This is a genomic window from Phaeobacter sp. 11ANDIMAR09 (genome assembly GCF_001294455.1).
Taxonomy (GTDB): Bacteria; Pseudomonadota; Alphaproteobacteria; order Rhodobacterales; family Rhodobacteraceae; genus Pseudophaeobacter.
In genome coordinates this window covers 40,506-63,471 of sequence record NZ_LIKT01000014.1, presented here as the reverse complement: position 1 = coordinate 63,471, position 22,966 = coordinate 40,506, and the positions used below count along the sequence as shown (strand labels likewise).

Sequence of the window (22,966 nt, the reverse complement as noted above, 5' to 3'; positions counted from 1 at the left end):
GGATTTGGCGCCTCAAGACCTAAATTGGTAAAGGGATCAGGAACAGCCGGAGGTGGCCCCGCAGGTATTGCACTTCATACAGGTGCCGTTGCGCACCAAGGTGTAGTTCCCACATTCCCCACAGGCTTCCCCCTCATAGCCCTGCATCTTTGCCTTGGTCCGGGCATCCATCCCGGTGGCCGGGGCCACAGAGGTTTCTGGTACCAGGGATTGCAGGTCCGAAACCGGGTCAGCCACGGGTGCTCCACTATCCAACAGTCCGGTCTCACCGGTCTGCCCACCCTGCAGCACCACCAGATCCTGTGGCAGACGTTTGCGCAGATAGCCTGTCGAGGAAATCTGCTTGAGCACTTCGAGCGAGCGGGTCGCCGCGCTTTCGCTGATCTCAGAGAGGTTCGAGACCCCCTCCTCCTCGCCGCGGCCGATATCGTCAAAGGCCGGGCCTTCGGGCTTCACATGGGCCAGGTCGGTGCGGTCCAGATAGCTGACCGCCAACTCACGGAAGACATAATCCAGCACCGAAGTGGCATTCTTGATCGAGTCATTGCCTTGTACCATGCCGGCGGGCTCAAACTTGGTAAAGGTGAAGGCATCAACAAACTCTTCCAGCGGCACACCATATTGCAGACCAACCGACACGGCGATGGCAAAGTTGTTCATCATCGCCCGGAAACCCGCACCCTCTTTGTGCATGTCGATGAAGATCTCACCCAGGGTGCCGCTCTCATATTCGCCAGTACGCAGATAGACCTTGTGACCGCCCACAACCGCCTTCTGGGTATAGCCTTTGCGGCGATGAGGCATCTTGGTGCGGTGGGATTTCACCACTTCCTTAACGACGATCTTCTCAACAATTTTCTCTGCGAGAACAACGGCTTTCTCCTGGACGTTGCCAGTTTCCAGCACTTCGGCCGCCTCGTCGTCATCCTCAACCAATGCAGCGGCCAGAGGCTGGCTCAACTTGGAGCCATCGCGGTAGAGCGCGTTGGCCTTGACGCCCAAGGACCAGCTGAGCTCATAGGCTTTTTGGCACTCTTCAATGGCCGCATCATTGGGCATATTGATGGTCTTGGAGATCGCGCCTGAGATAAAGCTCTGCGCGGCAGCCATCATGCGGATATGGCTCTCGACGCCAAGGTAGCGTTTGCCTTTCTTGCCGCAGGGGTTGGCACAGTCAAAGATCTGATAGTGCTCTTCCTTCAGATGCGGCGCACCCTCCAGGGTCATAGTGCCGCAGACGTGGTCATTGGCCGCATCGATATCCGCTTTGCCAAAGCCCAGGTGGCGCAGCAGATCAAAGGTGGGATCGTTCAGCTTTTTCGCCGGGATGCCCAGGACGCCGGTGCAGAAATCCTCACCCAGGGTCCACTGGTTGAAGACAAAGCGAATATCAAAGGCTGATTCCAAAGCGTTGTCGATCTTGGAGAGCTCATTTGGTCCAAAGCCATGACCGGTCAGCGAGGTGTGGTTGATACCGGGCGCATTGCCAAGGCTTGCATGACCCACCGCATATGAGACGATCTCTTCGATCTGCGAGGAGCTGTAGCCCAAGCCTTCGAGTGCGGAAGGCACCGAACGGTTGATGATCTTGAAATACCCACCCCCGGCCAGTTTCTTGAACTTCACCAGAGCAAAGTCAGGCTCGATCCCGGTGGTATCGCAGTCCATCACCAGGCCAATGGTGCCGGTGGGCGCGATCACCGTGGTTTGTGCGTTGCGATAGCCGTGTTTTTCGCCCAACTCCAGTGCTTCGTCCCAGGCGCCCATTGCCAGATCGGCCAGCCGCGCATCCGGGCAGCCGGAAATGTCCAGAGGAACCGGAGGAACCGACAGGCCCTCATATCCGGTGGCCTTGCCCATGGCGGCATTGCGGTGGTTGCGAATGACCTTGAGCATGGCATCAGAGTTGCGCGCATAGCCGGCGAAAGCCCCCAGCTCCGAGGCCATCTCGGCCGAGGTGGCATAGGCAACGCCAGTCATCAGCGCAGTCAGCGACCCACAAAGCGCCCGTCCCTCGTCGCTGTCATAGCCATAACCCATATTCATCAGCAGGCCGCCGATATTGGCATAGCCCAGGCCCAGGGTGCGGAAGTCATAAGAGCGCTGCGCAATCTCTTTCGAGGGGAACTGCGCCATGGTGACCGAAATTTCGAGCGTCACAGTCCACAGACGGCAGGCATGCATGTAGTCTTCAGCCTGGAACTTGCCATCCTTATAAAAGGTCAGCAGATTCAGCGAGGCCAGGTTACAGGCGGTGTCATCCAGGAACATGTATTCAGAACAGGGGTTTGAGCCCCGGATCTCGCCATCATTCGGGCAGGTGTGCCATTCATTCACGGTGTCGTGAAACTGAATGCCGGGATCGGCACAGGCCCAGGCAGCATGGCCGACCTTTTCCCACAGATCCCGCGCCTTGACGGTTTTGGCAACCTTGCCATCGGTGCGGTTGATCAGCTGCCAGTCGGCATCCTTTTTCACCGCATGCAGGAAGGCATTGGTGACCCGGATCGAGTTGTTGGAGTTCTGACCCGAGACAGAGCTATAGGCCTCGGAATCCCAATCCGTGTCATAGGTCGGGAACTCAATGCTGTCATAGCCCTGTTTGGCATAGTCCAGCACCCGCTTGATATAGGTTTCGGGGATCGCGACCTTCTTGGCCTCGCGCACCGCCTTTTTCAGCGCCGGGTTGATACCAGGCTCATAGGCGTCCTCTGCGGCACCATCCCAGGAGCGGATCGCGGCAAAGATGCTGTTGAGCATCTTTTCGTGCATCTTGGAGCCCGCAACAATGGCGGCAACTTTCTGCTCTTCGATGACCTTCCATTGGATGAAGTCTTCGATATCAGGGTGATCCGCATCCACAATGACCATCTTGGCCGCGCGGCGGGTGGTGCCCCCGGATTTGATCGCGCCAGCCGCCCGGTCACCGATCTTGAGAAAACCCATCAGACCAGAGGATTTACCGCCGCCGGACAGGGCTTCGCCCTCACCGCGCAGATGGCTGAAATTGGTGCCCGTTCCAGACCCATATTTAAACAAGCGCGCCTCACGGACCCATAGGTCCATAATGCCGCCCTCATTCACCAGATCATCCGCAACGGACTGAATGAAACAGGCATGGGGCTGCGGGTGCTCGTAAGAGCTGGTGGATTTTGTCAGTTTACCGGTCTTGTAGTCGACATAGTGATGCCCCTGGGCTGGACCATCAATGCCATAGGCCCAATGCAGGCCAGTGTTGAACCACTGCGGGCTGTTGGGCGCTGCCCGCTGAGAGGCCAGCATATAGCGCATCTCGTCAAAGTAAGAGCGCGCATCTTCCTCGCATGTGAAATAGCCGCCCTTCCAGCCCCAATAGGTCCAGGCGCCGGCAAGACGATCAAACACCTGCTTAGAGGAGGTTTCGCCAGAGGTGGCGACATCCTTACCATCCGGTACCGAGCGCCAAAGGAATTCTGGAACGCCCTCTTCCTTCACCTTTTTCAAACGCTCGGGAACGCCAGCTTTTCGAAAATACTTCTGCGCAATGACATCGCTGGCCACCTGGCTCCAGCTGGAGGGCACTTCGATGTTTTCCAGACGGAAAACAATTGTGCCATCCGGGTTGCGAATTTCGGAGGTGGCCGAAATGAAATCCAGACTTCTATAGGCGTCCTGCCCTGCCTTGGTAAACTTGCGCTCGATCTTCATTCTCTGCCCCTTGAGATGTTGACTGTCTCGTTGCTTTGTTGCCGCCACAGCAGCTGTGGCCCTTCCAGAAGGAAAGCAAAATAGTACCGGCACGCCTGTATAAGGGCCTGCTCTCCAAGGCCTTCGCCGGCCATTTTTTCGGATTTATCTTGTGTTTCCCCCTCCTCATGTCGCCAAAAATCCAACTAGATCTAGTAGCACCATCAGGAGTGCCCACAATTTGACGTATATCGCCCAAGAGGGTCAACGGATATTTTACCATTTTTGAACCATCTTTGCTGTTGACCCTTTTCCCCAAAACGCGGGGTTTGCAGACTTGAGTGATTCACCCACAGGACTGCGCTTTTTCTCGCACCATAAGTGACAGAACTGTCGAGTACGAAAATCCCGGTAACAGCAATGACTTGCCTCTCGAAGTTCAAAGTCCCCCTGATCGGAACATTGAGATCGCCCGATAATCGAGCGCCGCTACAGCCTGGCAAGGTGACGTGACGCCCTACCAATCGCTGTGGCATCCTTGCATGGGTTCCGAGGCGACCTGCACAAAATTGAACCGCTAAAATTTAACGCTTTGGAAACCTATTGCCGCGCCTCGGCGTCAACCCCTTAAGGAATGGTTAATGTGCAATCTGCCGTCAGCCTCTGGCCCGGGCTAATCGACCTGTGATTCCACCCCGAGACCGGCGACCAAACCCGACATGTTGAACCAAGACACTGACCGAAGCGCTCCCGCGGCTGCGCCCGCACAATAGGGCATCCAAGCCACGTCCTTCGCGGTTCAATACGAGGATGTGAAAAAGAAAACGGGCAGTCACACCCAAGTGTGAACTGCCCGTTTTAGGTCAAACCCAAAGGGGTTTTCTCTTATGCTCACCACCGAAAAGCCTAATGCTTTCAGGTGATTGTGGTCGGGGCGGCGAGATTCGAACTCACGACCCCCTGTACCCAAAACAGGTGCGCTACCAGACTGCGCCACGCCCCGGACCGTGCGCTGTTCCTAACGCCAGTGGTTTGATTTGAAAACCCCTAACATGGCCAAATCGGAGATGTTTTTGAAAAAATTTTATGGCGCATCTCGGAACCAATCGAAATTCCATATCGCGCGGCCAGACCGCCATTGATTTCGAGCACGGCAAAAACATTATCCCCACCCGGAAGCGGTGTCAGATCCCCGGGAATCGCATTCGCCTGGATCTGGATGACGCGGCCGGTTTGGTCCAAAAAGATAATATCGAGTGGAATGAGGGTGTTCTTCATCCAAAAGGCCGCTGTCTGCGGTTCGGGATAGACAAAGAGCATGCCAGCGCCGCGCGCCAGACTTTCGCGGAACATCAAGCCCTGCGCCCGCTCCGCTTCATCATCTGCGATTTCAACAGAAAAAGAGGTCTGCCCCCAGTGGCCGCGCAAGTCGACCCGATCCGAGCGACAGTCAGCGGCGAGTGTTGGAGAGGAGAGGCCCAGGCCAAAAAGCAGGGCCAAGGCCGGAGCGACGAGAGAGGCTCTCAACCGCCGCATCCGATCAATTGTCCTGATCGCTATCAACCAGAGCGGCTTCCCAGGCTTGAACCTCGGCGGCCATCTGACCACGTTTGCCATCAATCACCCGCAGCGCCAGCGCCTCGCCGGGTTGCAGATCTGCCAGGCCGGATTGGCGCAGGACTTCAACATGCAGGAAAACATCTTCGCTGCGACCAAAGATATTGGCAAAGCCAAACCCCTTGCCCTTGTTGAACCATTTGACCCGCGCTGGCACCAGAGGTTTGGATTCCAGGTCGGACCGGTCAAAATCGGCAAAATCGCTCAGAACCGGAGTTTCCTCCCGCTCTGGCGGATGTATCGCCAAAACTTCGACCGCTTGCACACCTCGGTCAGTCCGATGAGTTACGATTTCGACACGGGTGCCGTCCGCAACCGAACTCTGTCCAAAGTTACGGAGTACATTCACGTGCAACAAAATGTCAGGGCCGCCCAAATCGGACACAACAAAACCAAATCCCTTGGAGGGATCAAACCACTTAACAAGGCCTTGGATTTGCTGCAGGCTGCTCAGATCTTCTGCCACTTATCTCATCCACTGCGTCTTTTTCATTTTCGTAATGACGTGATGCGCGATTTCACTGCCGGATTTCAAGCAAAAACCCTCCCATTTGTTAGGAAAGTGCTATTTTCCTCGCAAAGACCTTAAGGATTTAGGCGGAAAACCGACCATTTGTCCTGTTCGGAACCTCTTTTCCAAGTAAAACGGTCGTGTAAACGAAACGCCCCATCCGCCCAGAACTCAATTTCGACCGGTGTGATGCGGTAGCCACCCCAAAATGGTGGTCGGGGGGGATTCGGTCCCTTGGTGGCAGTGACCTTTGCTACCTCGGCCATCAGACTGGCCCGACTTTCAAGCGGGCGGGACTGCCGTGACGCCCAGGCCCCAAGGCGGCTTTTGAGCGAGCGCGAAGCATAATACTCGTCTGCCTTTGGTCCCTCTTCCCGAGTGATCGTGCCCCGCACCCGGATTTGCCGACGCAGAGATTTCCAATGAATGACAAAGGACCCCTTGCCCGCCTGATCCAATTCCTGCGCCTTGGCACTCTCGTAATTTGTGTAAAAAACAAAAGCCTCTGGTTCGACCTCTTTCAGAAGGACCATGCGCACGTTTGGCAGCCCATCTGCATCCACCGTCGCCAGCGCAATGGCGTTGGGATCATTGATCTCGGACTTTTCGGCCTCCGCCAGCCAGGTGCGGGCAATTTCAAAGGGGTCATCGCCGGCAAAGAGCCCTGAACGTTCACTCATAAGAGCCTCCTGTCTGTTTTCATCCGCACACTAGGCAGCACCTTTGGGAACAGCAAGTGCCACCGACCACAAGTGGGGCTGTTCAGAAGAGGAGCAGACAGTGAGATGAACATGAAAGGTCGCCCCTTGAAGCAGACGCGCCATCATATTAAACGTCTTTAACTTCACGGATCACAGGCGGAGAACCTGAATGTCTAATCAACTGATGACCGGCAAGCGCGGTCTGATCATGGGCCTGGCCAATGACAAATCGATTGCCTGGGGAATCGCCAAGGCCTGTGCCGATGCCGGTGCCGAGCTTGCCTTTTCCTATCAGGGCGACGCCCTGAAAAAACGCGTTGGGCCGCTGGCCGAACAGTTAGGCAGCGATATTGTCCTGCCCTGCGATGTCTCGGACGAGGCCTCAATGGATGCGCTGTTTGCCTCATTGGAGGAAAAGTGGGGCAAGCTGGACTTTGTTGTCCATGCCATCGGTTTTTCCGACAAGAACGAGCTGCGCGGTCGCTATGTCGACACCAGCCGTGACAATTTCCAGATGACCATGGACATCTCGGTCTATTCCTTTACCGCCATTGCAAAACGCGCGGAAAAGATGATGTCCGAAGGTGGCTCGATGCTGACCCTGACCTATTATGGGGCCGAGCAGGTTATGCCACATTATAATGTCATGGGTGTTGCCAAGGCCGCGCTCGAGGCATCGGTCAAATACCTGGCCGAGGATCTGGGCAAGGACGGTATTCGCGTCAACGCGATCTCTGCCGGTCCAATCAAGACCCTGGCCGCCTCAGGCATTGGTGATTTCCGCTACATTATGAAGTGGAACGAGTACAACTCGCCCCTGCGCCGCAATGTGACGACTGATGATGTTGGGAAATCTGCCCTCTATCTTCTGTCCGACCTCAGCTCCGGTGTCACCGGTGAGAACCTGCATGTGGATGCGGGCTACCACGTGGTTGGCATGAAAGCTGTCGACGCTCCAGACATTACCAAATAGACTTGTCTTAACGCCCCTCCTGCCCGGCCCAGCTGCACCTCATTGCCGCTGCGCAAAGCAGGAGGAGACCATCCTCGAATCACTCGTGCTCAAGATCATGCCCATTGGCAGCGCAGAAGTTAGACGCCGCACAAGATCCTGAGCCGCCCTAGTAGCCAAGCCGGAGCCATAAAGATGACAGACCGCCTGCCGCATGAAAAAGGCTTTCACATCAGCTGGGATCAAATCCATCGCGACAGCCGGGCCTTGGCTTGGCGCTTGGATGGCAAGGGTCCCGACGAAGGGTCCTGGCGCGCCGTGGTGGCCATCACCCGCGGTGGCATGGCACCCGCCATGATCGTCAGCCGCGAGTTGGACATCCGCACAGTGGATACCATCTCGGTGAAATCCTACCATTCTGGTGGCGGCGCTCAGGATCAGCAACGTGACGCCCAGGTTCTCAAAAGCCCCGACGCCGATCTGATGCGCGATGGCGAAGGTATCCTGATCATCGATGACCTTGTTGACTCGGGTAAAACACTGGAACTGGTGCGTCAGCTGTACCCCAAGGCCCATTGCGCCACTGTCTACGCCAAGCCCAAGGGTGAACCCATGGTCGACACCTTTATCACCGGCGTCAGCCAGGACACCTGGATCTTTTTCCCCTGGGACATGGCTCTGCAGTATGTCGAGCCCTATCGCGGCCAGGACTGAACAACAGAGCCACCCGTCTAGCACCTATGGAAACGCGCCCAGATTTTGGCGCGTTTTTCTTTGTTAACGCTACGCTTTTCTGCCCCCATAGACAGAAGGATTGCCAAGCTCTTCGCCAGCCCCTACCAATTCTGTTTCAGAACTTTACCGCAAACAGGAGCGGTCATGACCAAAACACGCACAGAGGCCACTTTTCTTTCCCCCATCGTCGAATCCCGTCGCTGGGTGCAGGACGTCTCTTTTCCTCAGGATCGCCCCCTGCTCAACCTGAGCCAGGCTGCCCCCGCTGACCCGCCCCCCTTGGGTCTGCGACAGGCTCTGGCTGAGGCTGCGCTCCACCAGGACGACGCCCATCTTTATGGCGCGGTTCTAGGGCGCACTGATCTGCGCCAGGCGCTGGCGGATCAGATGTCGCAGCACTACGACGCCCAGATATTGCCCGACCAGATCGGCATCACCTCGGGCTGCAATCAGGCCTTTGCGGCCACCATTGCCGCCCTGTGCAGCGAAGGCGATGAGGTCATCATCCCGGTGCCTTGGTACTTCAACCATAAGATGTGGCTGGATCTCAGCGGCACCATTGCCCGCCCCCTCCAGGTTGGTGCGGATATGCTGCCCGATCTTGATGCTGCCAAGGCCCTGATCACCCCGCGCACCCGTGCCATTGTACTGGTCACACCTAACAACCCCACCGGTGTTGAATATCCCGACGCTCTGCTGCGTGCCTATTTTGATCTGGCCCGTGCCCATGAGCTGCACTTGATCGTGGATGAGACCTATCGCGATTTTGACAGCCGCTCAGGCCCGCCCCATGCGCTGTTCCAGGACCCGAGCTGGGCGCAGACCCTGGTGCATCTTTACTCTTTTTCTAAGGCCTATCGACTGACAGGATACCGGGTTGGGGCCATTGCCACCGCACCAGAGCTGTTGTTCGAAATGGAGAAGTTTTTGGATACAGTCACCATCTGCCCGTCACAGCTCGGACAGATCGGAGCAAGCTGGGGCATTCACAACTTGCAAAACTGGCTGGCGGGAGAAAGACAAGAAATTCTGGACCGCAAAAAGGCCATCATCGACAGGTTTCCGATCTTGGAATCCAAGGGCTGGCGGCTTTTGGGCTGTGGTGCCTATTTTGCCTATGTCGAGCACCCCTTTGCACAACCTGCAGAAGAGATCGCAAAGCAGCTGGTCACTGAAGCCTCTGTCCTAATGTTGCCGGGCACCATGTTCATGCCAAAGGGCAGCAAATCGGCAGAACGCCAGTTCAGGATCGCATTTGCCAATGTGGATGCAGAGGGGCTGACAGAGCTGTTTTCTCGCCTCAGCCGTTTTACCCCTGCTGGAGCGAACAACGCAGACGCGCCATAGGATATACATGGATTTCCGGCGAACATAGATCAGATCCCCTGCAAAGCACCGCATTCAAGGCTTTGAACGCGCGCAGGATCTTGCTCCCCATGGGGTGGCAGCGTATGCAAGGTGCGACATTCATTGAAAGAGGCCGCCGCGCGCAATTGCTGCGGCTAGGCCTTTATGAACCGAAAAAGACGAGGGCAGCATGGCCACTGGCATTAAAAAACTATCCAATACTTTTGTTTGGATCCTTATGGGCTTGCTGATTGTTGGCCTGGCCGGCTTTGGCGCGGTGAACTTCAGCAGCTCCATGTCAGCCATTGCTCTGGTTGGCGAAGAGGAGGTCAGCGTTGACGAGTACCTGCGCGAATTGCAGCGCGAACAGCGTGCCCTGCAGGCCCAGAGCGGCCAAGGCCTGACCATGGCCCAGATGGCGGCCTTTGGCATGGATCGCGCGGTCTTGGGGCGTCTGATTTCGATCGCCTCCATCGACAACGAGGTCAAAAATCTTGGGATTTCAGTTGGCGATGACAACCTGCGTCAGGAATTGGCGGAAATCCCTGCCTTTCAGGACGCCAGTGGTAAATTCGACCGCCAGACCTACAGCTTTGCCCTGCAAAACGCCAATCTGAACGAAAGCGAATTCGAAGCTGACCTGCGTCGTGAATCTGCCCGCACCCTGGTGCAGGGGGCCATTGTTGTTGGGGCCAAGATGCCTGACACCCTGACCAAGACCATGACCGATTACATCGGCGCCCGTCGCAGTTTTTCCTATGTCTCCTTCAGCCCCGATCAGATCGCCCTGATCCAGGTGGTTCCTGATGATGAGGTTCTCAAAGCCTTTTACGAGGCCAATGCCGCTGACTTTACCCTGCCCGAAACAAAACAGATCACCTATGCGCGTCTCAGCCCCGAAATGATTCTGGATTCGGTTGAGGTCGACGAAGCAGCCCTGCGCACTCTCTATGACGACCGCAGCGAACAGTATCAGGTGCCCGAGCGTCGCCTGGTCGAACGCCTGGTCTTTGCCGATGACGCAGCCGCCGCCGAGGCCAAGGCCCAGCTTGATGTCTCGGGCACCACCTTTGAGGCCCTGGTTGATGCACGCGGCCTGGCACTGCAGGATGTTGACCTCGGGGATGTGACCGCAGCGACCCTTGGCCAAGCTGCAGCAGCCGTCTTTGACGCCGAGGTGGGCAGCGTCGTTGGCCCGCTTCCCTCGGATCTGGGCCCTGCCCTGTTCCGCATCAATGGCCACCTCGAAGCCCGCCTCACCAGCTTTGAACAGGCGATGCCCGATCTGCGGGATGAGCTGGCAACCGATCGCGCCCGCCGCTTGATCGAACAGCAGGCCGAAGAGATCAATGATCTGCTGGCAGGCGGCGCCACCCTGGAAGATCTGGCCAATGAAAGCGATATGGAAGTAGCAAACATCGGCTGGAGCGGCGAAACTGGCGCTGGCATCACGGCCTACGAGGGCTTTCGCACCGCCGCCAGCGTTGTAACGCTGGAAGATTTCCCAACCGCCGAGTTCCTGGGCGACGGCAGCCTCTTTGCAATCCGCCTGGATGAGATCCTGCCGGAACGCCCCGAGGCCTTTGAAGAGGCCAAGCCAAAGGTCCTGGCCGCCTGGGAGGCCGACCGCGTAGCCAAGGCCCTGCAAGCTGAAGCAGAAGCCCTGCTGGCGGCCACAACAGAGGCTGGTTCCTTCCCCGAAGGCGCTCAGGTTCAGCAGGAAATTGGCCTCACCCGGACCGCCTATCTCGACACGACACCTGCGGATATGATGAACCAGATCTTCACCATGGAGCCCGGAGCGCTGCAGGTGATCAAGGGCGAAGACAGCACCGTTGTGGTGCGCCTGGAAGAGATCCTCCCCGCCGAAGAAACCGATGAGAGCAAGCTCCTGGCCAAGGCTCTGAGTACTCAGCTGGACCAAGCGGTTTCAGAAGCGCTGTTTGCAGCCTTTGTTTCTGATGCGCAGTTGCGTGCAGAACCTCGCGTTGACCAGCAGGCTCTGAACTCTGTCATGACCAACTACTTCCAATAAGCGAGACCTGCCTGATGGCTTTGACCCCAGACTTCGAGAGCTTCGCAACGGCCTATGAGAGCGGTGAAAATCAGGTTGTCTATACCCGCCTGGCAGCGGACCTGGACACGCCGGTCTCTTTGATGCTCAAGCTCACGGGCGCCCAGAAAGACGCCTTTATGCTGGAATCTGTAACCGGGGGTGAGGTGCGTGGCCGCTACTCCATCATCGGGATGAAGCCAGATCTGGTCTGGCGCAGCCATGGCGAGGCCTCATCGCTCAACCGATCCGCCCGCTTTGACTCGGAGGCCTTTGAAGCCCAGTCCGGCAATCCACTGGATAATCTGCGCAGCCTGCTGGCCGAAAGCAGGATCGACCTGCCCGAGGATATGCCCCAGGCGGCCGCCGGGCTGTTTGGCTATCTGGGCTATGACATGGTGCGCCATGTCGAATATCTACCCGACGTGAACCCCGACCCGCTGGGGCTGCCGGATGCTATCATGATGCGCCCCTCGGTGATTGCCGTGCTGGATGGGGTCAAGGGGGAGGTCACTGTGGTTTCGCCGGCCTGGGTCAGCGACGGGCAGACGGCGCGCGCCGCCTATGCGCAGGCGGCTGAGCGAGTGATGGATGCGGTGCGCGATCTGGAACGCGCCATGCCCTCCGAAACCCGTGATCTGGGCGATGCCCGCGAAATCGCGCCGCCGGTGTCAAACTTCACCAAATCCGGCTATATGGAAGCGGTTGAAAAGGCCAAGGACTACATCCGCGCCGGCGATATCTTTCAGGTGGTTCCGGCACAGCGCTGGAGCCAGGAATTTCCTCTGCCGCCTTTTGCGCTCTATCGCTCGCTGCGCCGCACCAACCCCTCGCCGTTCATGTTCTACTTCAACTTTGGCGGCTTTCAGGTCATTGGGGCCAGCCCCGAAATCCTGGTGCGGGTCTTTGGCAACGAGGTGACAATCCGCCCCATTGCTGGCACCCGTCCGCGCGGCGCCACCCCCGAAGAGGACAAGGCAAACGAGCTGGATCTGCTGGCCGATAAAAAGGAACTGGCCGAGCACCTGATGCTCTTGGATCTGGGCCGCAACGACACTGGCCGCGTTGCCAAGATCGGCACGGTGAAGCCAACTGAGCAGTTCATTATCGAACGCTACAGCCATGTGATGCATATCGTTTCCAACGTTGTGGGGGAGTTGCACGAAGACAAGGACGCGCTGGACGCCTTTTTTGCCGGCATGCCTGCAGGCACCGTTTCAGGCGCACCCAAGGTGCGGGCGATGGAGATCATTGACGAGCTGGAGCCGGAAAAACGCGGCGTCTACGGCGGCGGGGTTGGCTATTTTTCAGCCGGAGGCGACATGGATATGTGCATTGCCCTACGCACCGCCATCGTCAAGGATCAGACGCTCTATGTGCAGGCCGGCGGCGGCGTTGTTTATGACAGCGACCCAGAGGCCGAATATATGGAGACGGTGCATAAATCCAATGCCATCCGCCGCGCGGCAGCGGATGCGGCGCGTTTTATCGGCACGGGCAACAGCTAAACCGCATAGGCTGCTGATTTGCGTTAAACCCGATCCAAAACCTCAAAAGGGCCCCCATGACGGCGGCCCTTTTTGTTTGTTTTCAAGCACAAATTGGCCTGTCCTGATCACTCAACCCGAGACAGGGCCGCCTTCAATCCGGCGGAAATTGGGGCCAGGCCAACCTGGCTGGCGCGGTCCTGCAGGCCCCAGAGTAAAAGGGCCGAGATTGTATCAGGCCGCAAACGTCCCAGCATGATCACCGCACCCTCCTGACGGGCCCGAAAGGCCGCCTGATCCAGAAAGCGGCGAATGGCGCGGGGATTTTGCTCGGCCCCGTCAAAGTCACGGAACACCACGCCCGAGGGCAGGCCATCGCGCAGCGCCAGCTTTTGCACAGTGTTCAGACCACTGTTCTGGGTTACCATACCAAAACCAGCCGCCTGCATCACCGTAACCATCTGATCTGCCAGGGGGCGATTGCCCTGAAACCCGGTTTCAACGCCTTCGAGCACGCCGACCGCGAGTGGCATTTTCTGCATCCAGACAGCCATGGCGGTTTCTGCGTCCTGCGGCACTGCTTCGCGCGGCAGGTCGGCCAAAATCATCACCTCAAATCCAGCCGCACGACGCGCCTGCATTTTCTCCGCCGCCTTTGGATCATCCGGCGAGATCGCAAAGGTGAGTGGATAGGGGAAATCCTCCAGGGCTTCGGCACCAATGGCCGCGGCATCGTCAATCAGGACAATGGACATCAATGGGCGGTCCCCCAAAACGGCAAAGGCTTCGGCATTTGCTGCAAAGGGGGGACGATCATCCACGCGCTCTTCAGCGGGGGCTGCGGTCTCACCGTCGACCAGCGTCGGTGAATTGTCCCGTTCAGTAAGCGGCACCACCCGCGTGCCCAGACGGGATCCGGTTGCCGCGCCCTGCGCCGAGGTGAGTTGCTCTTGCTCTTGCTCTGCCTCTGCGGTGGGATCAGGTTCGGCGCCCTCTGGTATCGGCGCAACTTGACTGGCTTGCGGTTGCGGGGCCTCTTCTGTTTCGGGTCTGTCCGCCTCCCCGATCTGGATGGGGCTTGCCGGACTGGTTGAAATGCCCGGCAGGGCCGTCGGCACCGGGGCGCTGCCCAGGTTTGGCCCGGACAAATCGACCACCACAGGGGCGTTCCCTTGGGAAGCCGCGCCAGTCTCCGCCAGTGCGCTGGCCCCAATATCAGCGCCGCCCTCTGCAGCAGCGGCGGGTTCAGCATCGACAGAGGCTTCCGCGGCGGATACCGCCTGGCTGTCTGTTACGGTGCTCTCGCCGGAGGCGGTCTCTTCAGAGCCTGTGATTTGTGCCTCCACCGGCAGCTCTGTTTGCACTTCTGCCGGAGCGGGCGGGGCTGGCACTGCTGCAGTCTCCGTTGAGACGATGGGCGTTGTTTCCTGGCCCGGCGCATCTGGAGCGGCCGTGGTTGTGGTTTCAACAGTGACCGCGCTTGGCGCCTGCGGCAAGGCAGCAACCGCCCCCTCTGTCACATCCCCCGCGCTGGAGCCTTCGGCAGTGCCCACAACGGGTCGGTTGCCAGGCGTGATATCCAACACCGCAACCGGGCTGGTGTCTTCTGAGCTGGAGCCGGCGGGCGAACTGGGAACGGCCTCGACCAGATCGGCATCGCGCCGCTCACTGGCCTCAGGCACCTGTGCCTCAGCAACATCGGGCTGGCTGGATTGATCCGCCGCGGATGTGTCCACCTGCACGCGATCCGGCAAGGGAGAGGACAACGACCACATGGCCGCGCCCCCGACGGCCACCAATGCCCCGATACTCACGCCTCCGAGAAACCCTTTCATCGCGGTCCTGCCTCTCAACACCTGTTTCCGCCCTGTCACCGGGCTGGTTTATCCTCAAAATCCCAGACAGAAAGAGCACATGCCCGCCCGAAATCCTATCGATTTTGTCCCCAGTCAGGCCAGGCTCTGCGTCAATTGAGCCTCCTGCTCTTGACGCTGCCGCGCAAGCCTGAACAAGTATACCGCAACCACTATACTGCGGCGCGCCCCTCGCCCGCCACCCATAAAAGAGCCCGCCAAGATGCTGCTGCTAATCGACAACTACGACTCCTTCACCTACAATCTTGTGCACTACCTCGGTGAGTTGGGTGCAGAGATGGAAGTCCATCGCAATGATGCGCTCACCGTACAGGACGCCATGGCCCTCAAACCCACAGGCATCCTGCTGTCGCCCGGCCCCAAGGCCCCGGAACAGGCAGGGATCTGTCTGCCACTGGCCCTGGCCGCCGCCGAGACAGGCACCCCATTGCTGGGGGTTTGCCTGGGCCATCAAACCATTGGACAGGCCTTTGGGGGCAATGTTGTGCGCTGTCACGAGATCGTGCACGGCAAGATGGGTAAGGTACACCACAAGAACCGCGGCCTGTTTGCCGGGTTGCCTAGCCCCTTTGAAGCCACCCGCTATCACTCGCTGGTCGTCGAGCGCGACACCCTGCCCGACTGCCTAGAGATCACTGCCGAGCTGGAAGACGGCACCATCATGGGGCTGCAACATCGGGAACTGCCGATGCATGGCGTGCAATTTCACCCCGAATCCATCGCCTCCGAGCACGGCCATGCTATGCTCAAGAACTTCCTTGACGACATGAAGGTCTCCGCATGAGCGACATGATCAAGCCGCTGATTGGCGCTGCCGCCGATCGCCCCCTGACCCGTGACGAGGCCATGCAGGCCTTTACCCTGCTGTTTGAAGGCGAAGCTACGCCCAGCCAGATCGGCGGCATCCTGATGGCGCTGCGCACTCGGGGTGAGACCGTGGATGAGTATGCCGCGGCCGCTTCGGTGATGCGGGCCAAATGCAACCCGGTCAAAGCCCCGGCAGGGGCCATTGATATTGTGGGCACCGGCGGAGATGGCAAACATACGCTGAACATCTCTACTGCCACCGCCTTTGTGACTGCCGGGGCTGGTGTTGTGGTGGCCAAACACGGCAACCGCAACCTGTCGTCACGCTCCGGCACTGCAGATGTTCAGGCGCAGATGGGCATCAATGTCATGGTGCCGCCAAAGGTCGTCGAAGCGGCATTGGAGAGCTGCGGTATTGCTTTCATGATGGCGCCCATGCACCACCCGGCAGTGGCCCATGTGATGCCAACCCGCCAGGAGTTGGGCACAAGAACGATCTTTAACATCCTGGGACCACTAACAAATCCGGCTGGCGTCAAACGTCAGCTCACCGGGGCCTTCACCCGTGATCTGATACGGCCCATGGCAGAAACCTTGGGTCAGTTGGGGTCTGAACGCGCCTGGTTGGTGCATGGCTCGGATGGCACGGACGAGTTGACCATCACCGGCATCAGCTGGGTCTCGGCCCTGGAGGAAGACGGGTCGATCCGCGATTTTGAACTGCACCCCGAAGAGGCTGGCCTGCCTGTGCATCCCTTTGAAGCCATTGTCGGCGGCAGCCCTGAAGACAATGCTGCGGCCTTCCGCGCGCTGCTGGAGGGTGACAAGGGCGCCTACCGCGATGCTGTATTGCTGAATGCAGCCTCGGCCCTGGTGGTCGCAAATGCAGCGAGCTCTTTGGGGGAAGGTGTTGAGAAAGCGCGAGAAAGCATAGATTCTGGCAGAGCAAAGCAAAAGCTGGAGTCCCTGGCAAAGATCACCACTGCCGCCGCGACCTCATGACCCCGCAAGCGAGCGCCTCCCAAGTGGCGGAGCAGCTGGGAGGCTGGGCGGATCTGGCGTTTTTTACTCAGGACTGGCCCGCAATACGGGCGCAGCTGGAGGCAGAAAGCCGGGAAATCCTGCCCCCCGATGCCCTGCGCTTTGCGGCGCTTACGCTCACGCCGCCGCAGCAGACCCGTGTTGTGATCCTGGGGCAGGATCCTTATCCAACGCCGGGCCATGCCAATGGGCTAGCCTTTTCCGTTGCGCCTGATGTGAAGCCTTTGCCACGTTCGCTCGCCAATATTTACAAAGAGTTGAGCCAGGATATTGGCGGCCACCCGGTCACTGGGGATCTTCAGAACTGGGCCCGGCAGGGGGTTTTGCTACTCAATACTGCGCTGTCAGTTCCCGCTGGAGAGGCCAATGGCCACAAAGATCTAGGTTGGTCTGCACTGGTTCGACAGGTTCTGGAGCGCAGCTCGCAAAGCCCGACGGCCTATCTATTCTGGGGAAAACAGGCGCAGAGGCTTGAAAAATATGTCCATCCGGGCGATCACCTAATCCTGAAGACAGCCCACCCTTCGCCGCTATCGGCCCATCGCGGTTTCTTTGGTTCAGGGGTGTTTTCGCAGATCAACAGCTGGCTTGCCGCTCAGGGGTCACAGCCAATCGACTGGACGGTCTGATAGGAAAAGATGACAAACACATACGATGACAGGAGGCTGTGACATGGCTGAGAATGTTCTGGACAAGATCAAGGCCTATAAGCTGGAAGAAATCGCCGCTGATAAGGCCGCCAAGCCACTCTCCGAGGTCGAAGCCGAAGCCCGTGACGCCTCGCCTCCCCGTGGTTTTGCCGCAGCACTCTCAACTGCGGCGCGTGATGGCTATGGGCTGATTGCCGAGATCAAAAAAGCCAGCCCCTCCAAAGGGTTGATCCGAGAAGACTTCGATCCGGCCGCCCTCGCCCAGGCCTATGAACAGGGCGGCGCTGCCTGCCTCTCGGTGCTGACAGATACGCCCAGCTTTCAGGGCGCCAAATCCTTTCTGGTCGAAGCCCGCGCGGCCTGCGCCCTGCCCGCGCTGCGCAAGGATTTCATGTATGACACCTATCAGGTTGCCGAAGCCCGCGCCCTGGGCGCCGATTGCATCCTGATCATTCTGGCCTCGGTCAGCGATGCCCAGGCCGCTGAGCTGGAAGACAGCGCCATGGCCTGGGGCATGGATGTGCTTCTGGAAGTGCATGACGAAGCCGAGCTAGAGCGCGCCAGCCTGTTGAAATCTCCTCTGATGGGGATCAACAACCGCAATCTGAAGACTTTTGAAACCACGCTGGACACCACCCGTCACCTGTCGCGGCTGGTGCCTGCGGGGCGCAGCATCGTCTGTGAAAGCGGCCTGTCCACGCCGCAGGATCTGGCGGATATGGCGCGCTACGGGGCGCGGACCTTCCTGATTGGCGAATCCCTGATGCGGCAGGAAGATGTGGCACAGGCAACGCGGAGCCTGCTGGCTGATCCCTTGATTCCCGGAGCGCTCTGATATGTCTCTCACCCATTTCGACACCAAGGGCGACGCCCATATGGTCGATGTCTCGGACAAAGAGGTGACCGCCCGCGTCGCTGTGGCCGAAGGGCATATCACTATGGCCGCTGAAACCTATGAAATCATCGCCCAGGGCAAAGCAAAAAAGGGGGATGTGCTGAGCGTGGCGCGTCTGGCCGGGATCATGGGGGCAAAGAAGACTCCGGATCTGATCCCGCTGTGTCACCCGCTGCCCATATCCAAGGTGGCTGTCGAGCTGACGCTGGACCCCGATCTACCTGGGGTGCGGGTTGAAGCAACAGTCAAAACCACCGGCCAGACCGGGGTTGAGATGGAAGCCTTGACCTCCGTCTCCGTGGCCTGCCTCACGGTCTATGACATGGCCAAGGCCGTGGACAAGGCAATGCAGATCGGCGGCACCCGTGTTGTTTTGAAAGATGGCGGTAAATCAGGCCGTTACGAGGCATAGATGATTTCAGTTTCCGAGGCCCGCACAGCCCTATTGCAGCTCTGCACTCGCACCGAGATTGAGCAGATTCCTTTGACCCAGGCCAATGGCCGGGTGCTCGCGCAAGAGGTGCGCGCCGATCGGGATCAACCCCCCTTTGCTGCCGCCGCGATGGATGGATACGCTGTCAAACGCGACGAGGTTGAACGGCATGCGATGTTTCAGCTCATCGGTGAAGCTGCGGCTGGGCATCGCTTTGAGGGCACTTTAAAACCAGGCCAAGCGGTACGGATCTTTACCGGCGCGCCGGTGCCGGATGGCGCCGATTTTGTTGTTATCCAGGAAGATGTCGAGCGCAAAAACAACCTGATCACCATCCGGGACCACCCCGGAAACTCGGATAACATTCGCCCCAGTGGCGGCGATTTCCGTATTGGCCAAACCATCAGCGCGCCGCGAATCCTGCGCCCGTCGGATGTTGCCCTCTTGGCGGCCATGAATCTCCCCCTGCTGCCCGTCCGCCGCCGTCCCGTGGTTGCGCTGATCTCCACTGGCGACGAATTGGTCATGCCTGGAGGCTCGCCGGGACCAAACCAGATCATTGCCTCCAATACCTTTGGTCTCAAGGCGATGCTGGAGGATTTTGGCGCCAAAGTCTTGGTCTTGCCGATTGCCCGAGACAGCGAAGCTTCGCTCAAAACCGCCTTCTCCCTTGCCCACGATATTGACCTGGTGATCACCATTGGCGGCGCCTCGGTCGGCGATCACGATCTGGTCGCCAAAGTCTCGGCGGATCTTGGGATGCAGCGTGCTTTTTACAAGGTGGCCATGCGCCCAGGCAAACCGCTGATGGCCGGGCGCATGGGCAAGATCGCCATGGTCGGTTTGCCCGGAAATCCCGTATCTGCAATGGTTTGCGGCCACATCTTCCTACGCCCCATGATCCAAAACATGTTGGGTCTACCCGCGCAACACGGGCAGATGCAGACCGCAAGACTGACCCATGGCGTGCCGGGGAATGGCCCGCGTGAACACTATATGCGTGCGACCGTTCTGGAGGGGAAAATCACCGTTTCCCCCAAACAGGACAGCTCGCTTCTCTCAGTCCTGGCTGAGGCCAATGCACTGGCGGTTCTGCCCCCCAATGCGCCGCCTGCGCAGCCCGGCGACAGGATCCAGTATTTGACGATCTAAACGCCACTGTTTGGCCTCGCATCTCAGCCGCTATTGTAAAGCTCTCACAAAAGCGCCCTGTGATGTTCCTGCCGTGTTGACACAAAACGGGAACATGAATAGAACAAAAGCGCAGTGGTTGATTTGGAGGGACGGAAATGCTGACCAAGAAGCAGTTGGATTTGCTTAATTTCATTCATCGGCGCCTGCAAAAGGACGGTGTTCCCCCCAGTTTTGATGAAATGAAGGTTGCGCTGGATCTGCGTTCCAAATCCGGCATCCACCGGCTGATAACCGCGCTGGAAGAACGTGGCTTTATTCGACGCCTGGCCCATCGCGCCCGGGCCATTGAGATTCTGCGCCTGCCAGAAAACATGAGCAGCACGGTGGACGGCCCCGGGAAAAACCAACCAGAGCCGACCTCTGCTGCAATTGAGTTCACAAGCCCAAGGGCTGCACCCGCCATCTCCCCACAGAACACCCCGCCCGCTTCGGTCATTGCCTCTCTGGAAATTCCCGTAATGGGACGTATTGCTGCCGGTGTTCCGATTGAGGCGATCAATCAGATTTCGCATCAGATCGCTATTCCGCAAACCATGCTCTCCTCCAGCGGCAAACACTATGCCTTGGAAGTGCGCGGAGATTCCATGATCAACGCGGGGATCAATGACGGGGATATCGTCGTTATCCGCGAAACGGACACTGCCGATGACGGGGATATCGTTGTCGCCCTGATTGCTGATGAGGAAGCAACCTTGAAACGGCTGTTCCGACGCAATGGTGCTATCGCGTTGGAGGCAGAAAACCCCGCCTATGAAACGCGAATTCTCGCCCCCGATCAGGTCAAGGTTCAAGGACGTTTGGTGGGTTTGATCCGCAGCTATTGATGCTTAGCAGTCCGGCATCGCGAAACGATCTGCGGAACCGCTCACGGGTCACGTCACGGAAGATACCTCCGCCCGCTGACAAATGCGGGTAATTTAAGGGCGTGACCAGGGCCGATTGCCCGCCTGCAGTGCCACGGTGAGGATCTCACCATTTTGGTCCATGGCGATCGCCCCAGTCTGTCTCAACTGATCCGGCCCCACCACGCGGCACCCGCCGGTTGGCCGCAGAGCTTTGTTTGAAATCACCAGGTCTCCCGCCTGACAGGCGGTGAGACCTTCTGCTTGCCGCTTTCCAATGATGTGAAGAACCCGAAAACCGGCAACCTGAATGCCGCCCCTTTTGTCAAACTCTTCCCAGAGCCTTGCCGCCTCGATTTGCCCCGCAAGACTGCCATCGGCCGCCAGCCAATTTCTGGCCGTATAGGCTTGGCTACTTTTGCGCGACAGGGCTCTGCCCTGCGGCTGCAGGACCCCAACAAGCCCGCCATCGCCAGAAATGAGCAGCAAAGGCCGTTGTGTCTGTGCCCAGTTGAACAGTGCAAAGCTGACCAGCAGCAGACCAAGCCATCGCGCCCTGCCTCGCCAAAGCAAGGTAAATAAGGCTCCAAGTGCCAAGAGTGGCAGCACCACAGGGCCCGGCATCACCACCCCGCTTTGGGCATTTGGGAAAGAGGAAACCCAAGTCGCAACGAACAAGATCCATTCCAAGCCAAAATTGAGGAAAAAGATTCCGATTTGCTCGGCGCCTATGGTGGCAAGAAGGAGTGAAAGAACAGCCGCAGGAACCACCACCAGGCCCATTATGGGAACTGCCAATACATTTCCGATCAGCCCATAATGCGACAACAGATGAAAATGGGCCGCCCCAAAAGGAGCCGTCGACACCCCGGCCACGGCGGATGAAATCACCACTGTCAATACTGGGCGCAACCAGGGAGGACCCAGCCGATGGTCTTGGTTTCTGATCCAGCCAAAGACGGCCACCAGGGCCGTCGTGGCAGCAAAGCTCATTTGAAATCCTGGACTCAACAGTGTTTCCGGACGCCGCAACAGCACCAGAGCCGCGGCGACAGCAACCGCACGCAGGGTCAATGCGCGGCGATCCAGCAGTACCGCAACAAAGAGGACCAAAACCATGATAAAGGCTCTTTCGGTCGCAACATTCCCGCCAGAAATACAAAGATAGAGAAACCCCACCGCTAGGGCGGCACCCGCTGAGATCTTTTTTATGTTCCAGCGCAGAGCCAAAGCCGGAATAAAGCAGAGCGTGAAGCGCAGGGCCGCAAACACAAACCCGGTCAGCAGCCCCATGTGCAGCCCGGAAATAGCCAGGAGATGGGCCAAATTGCTGGCACGTAGAGCCTTCAGATCCTCAGCCCCAATGCTGCTGCGATCCCCGGCGATGATTGCGGCTGCAAAGCCACCCGTGCTGGGGCCAAGGCGGTGCCGTACCTCATGGGACAAGCGGTGACGAAACCTGCTCAGAAACAGTTCAGACTGTGCTGGCTGCAGAACGACCAGGGGAACCCTTGTATAGCCATTGGCGCCAATCCTTAGAAACCAGGCGTATCTTCGATAGTCGAACCCGCCTGGTTCGCTGGGTCCCTGAGGCGGCATAAGATGCGCCGTGGTTGCAATTCTGGCGCCCAGCTCCGGCAATTCTTCTGCAAAACCAGGCGCAAGAGAGAGCCGCGCCCGCGCAGGATGGTCCTTGGGGGCAAGTCGGCTCAGACGCAGCCGGTCCAAAGTCAGCCGGACTGCCCCGTTACCTGTGCGGCCCACAGCGATCAATCGCCCCTCCACCGGCCCGTAGTAGCGAAAGTCCAAAACTGGTGCCTGCACCAAAGCGCAGCGCACTCCAGCAACCAAAAACCCAAGACAGATAAAAATAGCGCCCCAGGCGAGGAGTGCCCGAGCATCCGCCGCAACCGTCAATGAAAGCATGGCGACAATGGTCAATGCCAGCCCGGTCCAGGTCCAAAAGCTTGGGTCATTGTGCATCAGAAAGAACAAACCAATTCCTACCCCCAGACAAACCGGAATCCAGGGCATCAGATGCCCGCGCTGCCTCTGCAGGATCCTGTCCATGCGCTGCAGGATCTGCATGGTTGCTCCAGCTTCCCCGCCTCGGTAAACAGACGCAAATTCCGGCTCACTCGCAAAATCCGGCTCATTCTTG

The 22,966-nt window shown here is 58.5% G+C and carries 18 protein-coding genes and 1 tRNA gene; 12 read left to right on the top strand and 7 right to left on the bottom strand.

What is annotated here, in order from left to right:
- Positions 1-36 precede the first annotated feature (36 nt).
- From AN476_RS13120 to pdxH, 5 genes are all read right to left on the bottom strand, one after another.
- Positions 37-3,687 carry a vitamin B12-dependent ribonucleotide reductase gene (locus AN476_RS13120; protein ID WP_054462044.1) on the bottom strand — a complete coding sequence of 1,217 codons (3,651 nt, stop codon included), beginning with the start codon at positions 3,685-3,687 and terminating at the stop codon, positions 37-39.
- A gap of 905 nt (positions 3,688-4,592) precedes the next feature.
- A tRNA-Pro gene (locus AN476_RS13115) sits at positions 4,593-4,669 on the bottom strand.
- A 44-nt stretch (positions 4,670-4,713) separates the two neighbouring features.
- Positions 4,714-5,202, bottom strand: a complete 489-nt coding sequence (locus tag AN476_RS13110; protein WP_054462043.1) for a DUF192 domain-containing protein — start codon at positions 5,200-5,202, stop codon at positions 4,714-4,716.
- A gap of 4 nt (positions 5,203-5,206) precedes the next feature.
- A complete protein-coding gene (locus AN476_RS13105; protein ID WP_054462042.1) occupies positions 5,207-5,749 on the bottom strand; it encodes a cold-shock protein in 543 nt (180 codons plus the stop codon).
- Between the two features lie 119 nt (positions 5,750-5,868).
- Positions 5,869-6,474: a pyridoxamine 5'-phosphate oxidase gene (pdxH, locus tag AN476_RS13100; protein ID WP_054462041.1), complete on the bottom strand. Its 606-nt coding sequence runs from the start codon at positions 6,472-6,474 to the stop codon at positions 5,869-5,871.
- 190 nt (positions 6,475-6,664) lie between these two features.
- Between pdxH and fabI the strand changes: the two genes are divergently transcribed.
- The 5 genes from fabI (at position 6,665) to trpE (ending at position 13,090) form a co-directional block, all read left to right on the top strand.
- Positions 6,665-7,468 carry an enoyl-ACP reductase FabI gene (gene fabI / locus AN476_RS13095; protein ID WP_054462040.1) on the top strand — a complete coding sequence of 268 codons (804 nt, stop codon included), beginning with the start codon at positions 6,665-6,667 and terminating at the stop codon, positions 7,466-7,468.
- 174 nt (positions 7,469-7,642) lie between these two features.
- Positions 7,643-8,161, top strand: a complete 519-nt coding sequence (gene gpt / locus AN476_RS13090) for a xanthine phosphoribosyltransferase (RefSeq protein WP_054462039.1) — start codon at positions 7,643-7,645, stop codon at positions 8,159-8,161.
- 165 nt (positions 8,162-8,326) lie between these two features.
- Positions 8,327-9,529 (top strand): aminotransferase, encoded by a 1,203-nt coding sequence (locus AN476_RS13085; protein ID WP_054462038.1) that lies wholly within the window; start codon positions 8,327-8,329, stop codon positions 9,527-9,529.
- A gap of 190 nt (positions 9,530-9,719) precedes the next feature.
- Positions 9,720-11,564, top strand: a complete 1,845-nt coding sequence (locus tag AN476_RS13080) for a peptidylprolyl isomerase (RefSeq protein ID WP_054462037.1) — start codon at positions 9,720-9,722, stop codon at positions 11,562-11,564.
- A gap of 14 nt (positions 11,565-11,578) precedes the next feature.
- Entirely contained in the window at positions 11,579-13,090 is a 1,512-nt protein-coding gene (gene trpE / locus AN476_RS13075) for an anthranilate synthase component I (RefSeq protein WP_054462036.1), read from the top strand.
- A 107-nt stretch (positions 13,091-13,197) separates the two neighbouring features.
- On the opposite strand, the gene AN476_RS13070 is transcribed toward trpE, so the two are convergent.
- On the bottom strand, positions 13,198-14,904 hold the full coding sequence (locus AN476_RS13070; protein WP_054462035.1) for a divergent polysaccharide deacetylase family protein: 1,707 nt from the start codon (positions 14,902-14,904) through the stop codon (positions 13,198-13,200).
- Positions 14,905-15,145: 241 nt separating this feature from the next.
- Between AN476_RS13070 and AN476_RS13065 the strand changes: the two genes are divergently transcribed.
- From AN476_RS13065 to lexA, 7 genes are all read left to right on the top strand, one after another.
- Positions 15,146-15,727, top strand: coding sequence for an aminodeoxychorismate/anthranilate synthase component II (locus AN476_RS13065; RefSeq protein ID WP_054462034.1), 582 nt, complete (start codon positions 15,146-15,148; stop codon positions 15,725-15,727).
- Positions 15,724-16,752, top strand: coding sequence for an anthranilate phosphoribosyltransferase (gene trpD, locus AN476_RS13060; RefSeq protein ID WP_054462033.1), 1,029 nt, complete (start codon positions 15,724-15,726; stop codon positions 16,750-16,752). The genes AN476_RS13065 and trpD overlap by 4 nt, the downstream gene beginning before the upstream one ends.
- The gene (locus AN476_RS13055) at positions 16,749-17,420 is read left to right on the top strand and encodes a uracil-DNA glycosylase (protein WP_054462032.1); all 672 of its coding nucleotides are present in this window, start codon (positions 16,749-16,751) and stop codon (positions 17,418-17,420) included. Before trpD ends, AN476_RS13055 begins: the two co-directional genes overlap by 4 nt.
- Positions 17,421-17,463: 43 nt before the next feature.
- The gene (gene trpC, locus AN476_RS13050) at positions 17,464-18,276 is read left to right on the top strand and encodes an indole-3-glycerol phosphate synthase TrpC (RefSeq protein WP_054462031.1); all 813 of its coding nucleotides are present in this window, start codon (positions 17,464-17,466) and stop codon (positions 18,274-18,276) included.
- Between the two features lies 1 nt (position 18,277).
- Positions 18,278-18,748, top strand: coding sequence for a cyclic pyranopterin monophosphate synthase MoaC (gene moaC, locus AN476_RS13045; protein ID WP_054462030.1), 471 nt, complete (start codon positions 18,278-18,280; stop codon positions 18,746-18,748).
- Positions 18,749-19,921, top strand: coding sequence for a gephyrin-like molybdotransferase Glp (glp, locus tag AN476_RS13040; protein ID WP_054462029.1), 1,173 nt, complete (start codon positions 18,749-18,751; stop codon positions 19,919-19,921).
- 137 nt (positions 19,922-20,058) lie between these two features.
- Positions 20,059-20,787: a transcriptional repressor LexA gene (gene lexA / locus AN476_RS13035; protein WP_054462028.1), complete on the top strand. Its 729-nt coding sequence runs from the start codon at positions 20,059-20,061 to the stop codon at positions 20,785-20,787.
- A 93-nt stretch (positions 20,788-20,880) separates the two neighbouring features.
- Here the strand turns inward: lexA and AN476_RS13030 are convergent, their stop codons facing one another.
- Positions 20,881-22,893 carry a ComEC/Rec2 family competence protein gene (locus tag AN476_RS13030; RefSeq protein ID WP_054462088.1) on the bottom strand — a complete coding sequence of 671 codons (2,013 nt, stop codon included), beginning with the start codon at positions 22,891-22,893 and terminating at the stop codon, positions 20,881-20,883.
- Positions 22,894-22,966: the final 73 nt, after the last annotated feature.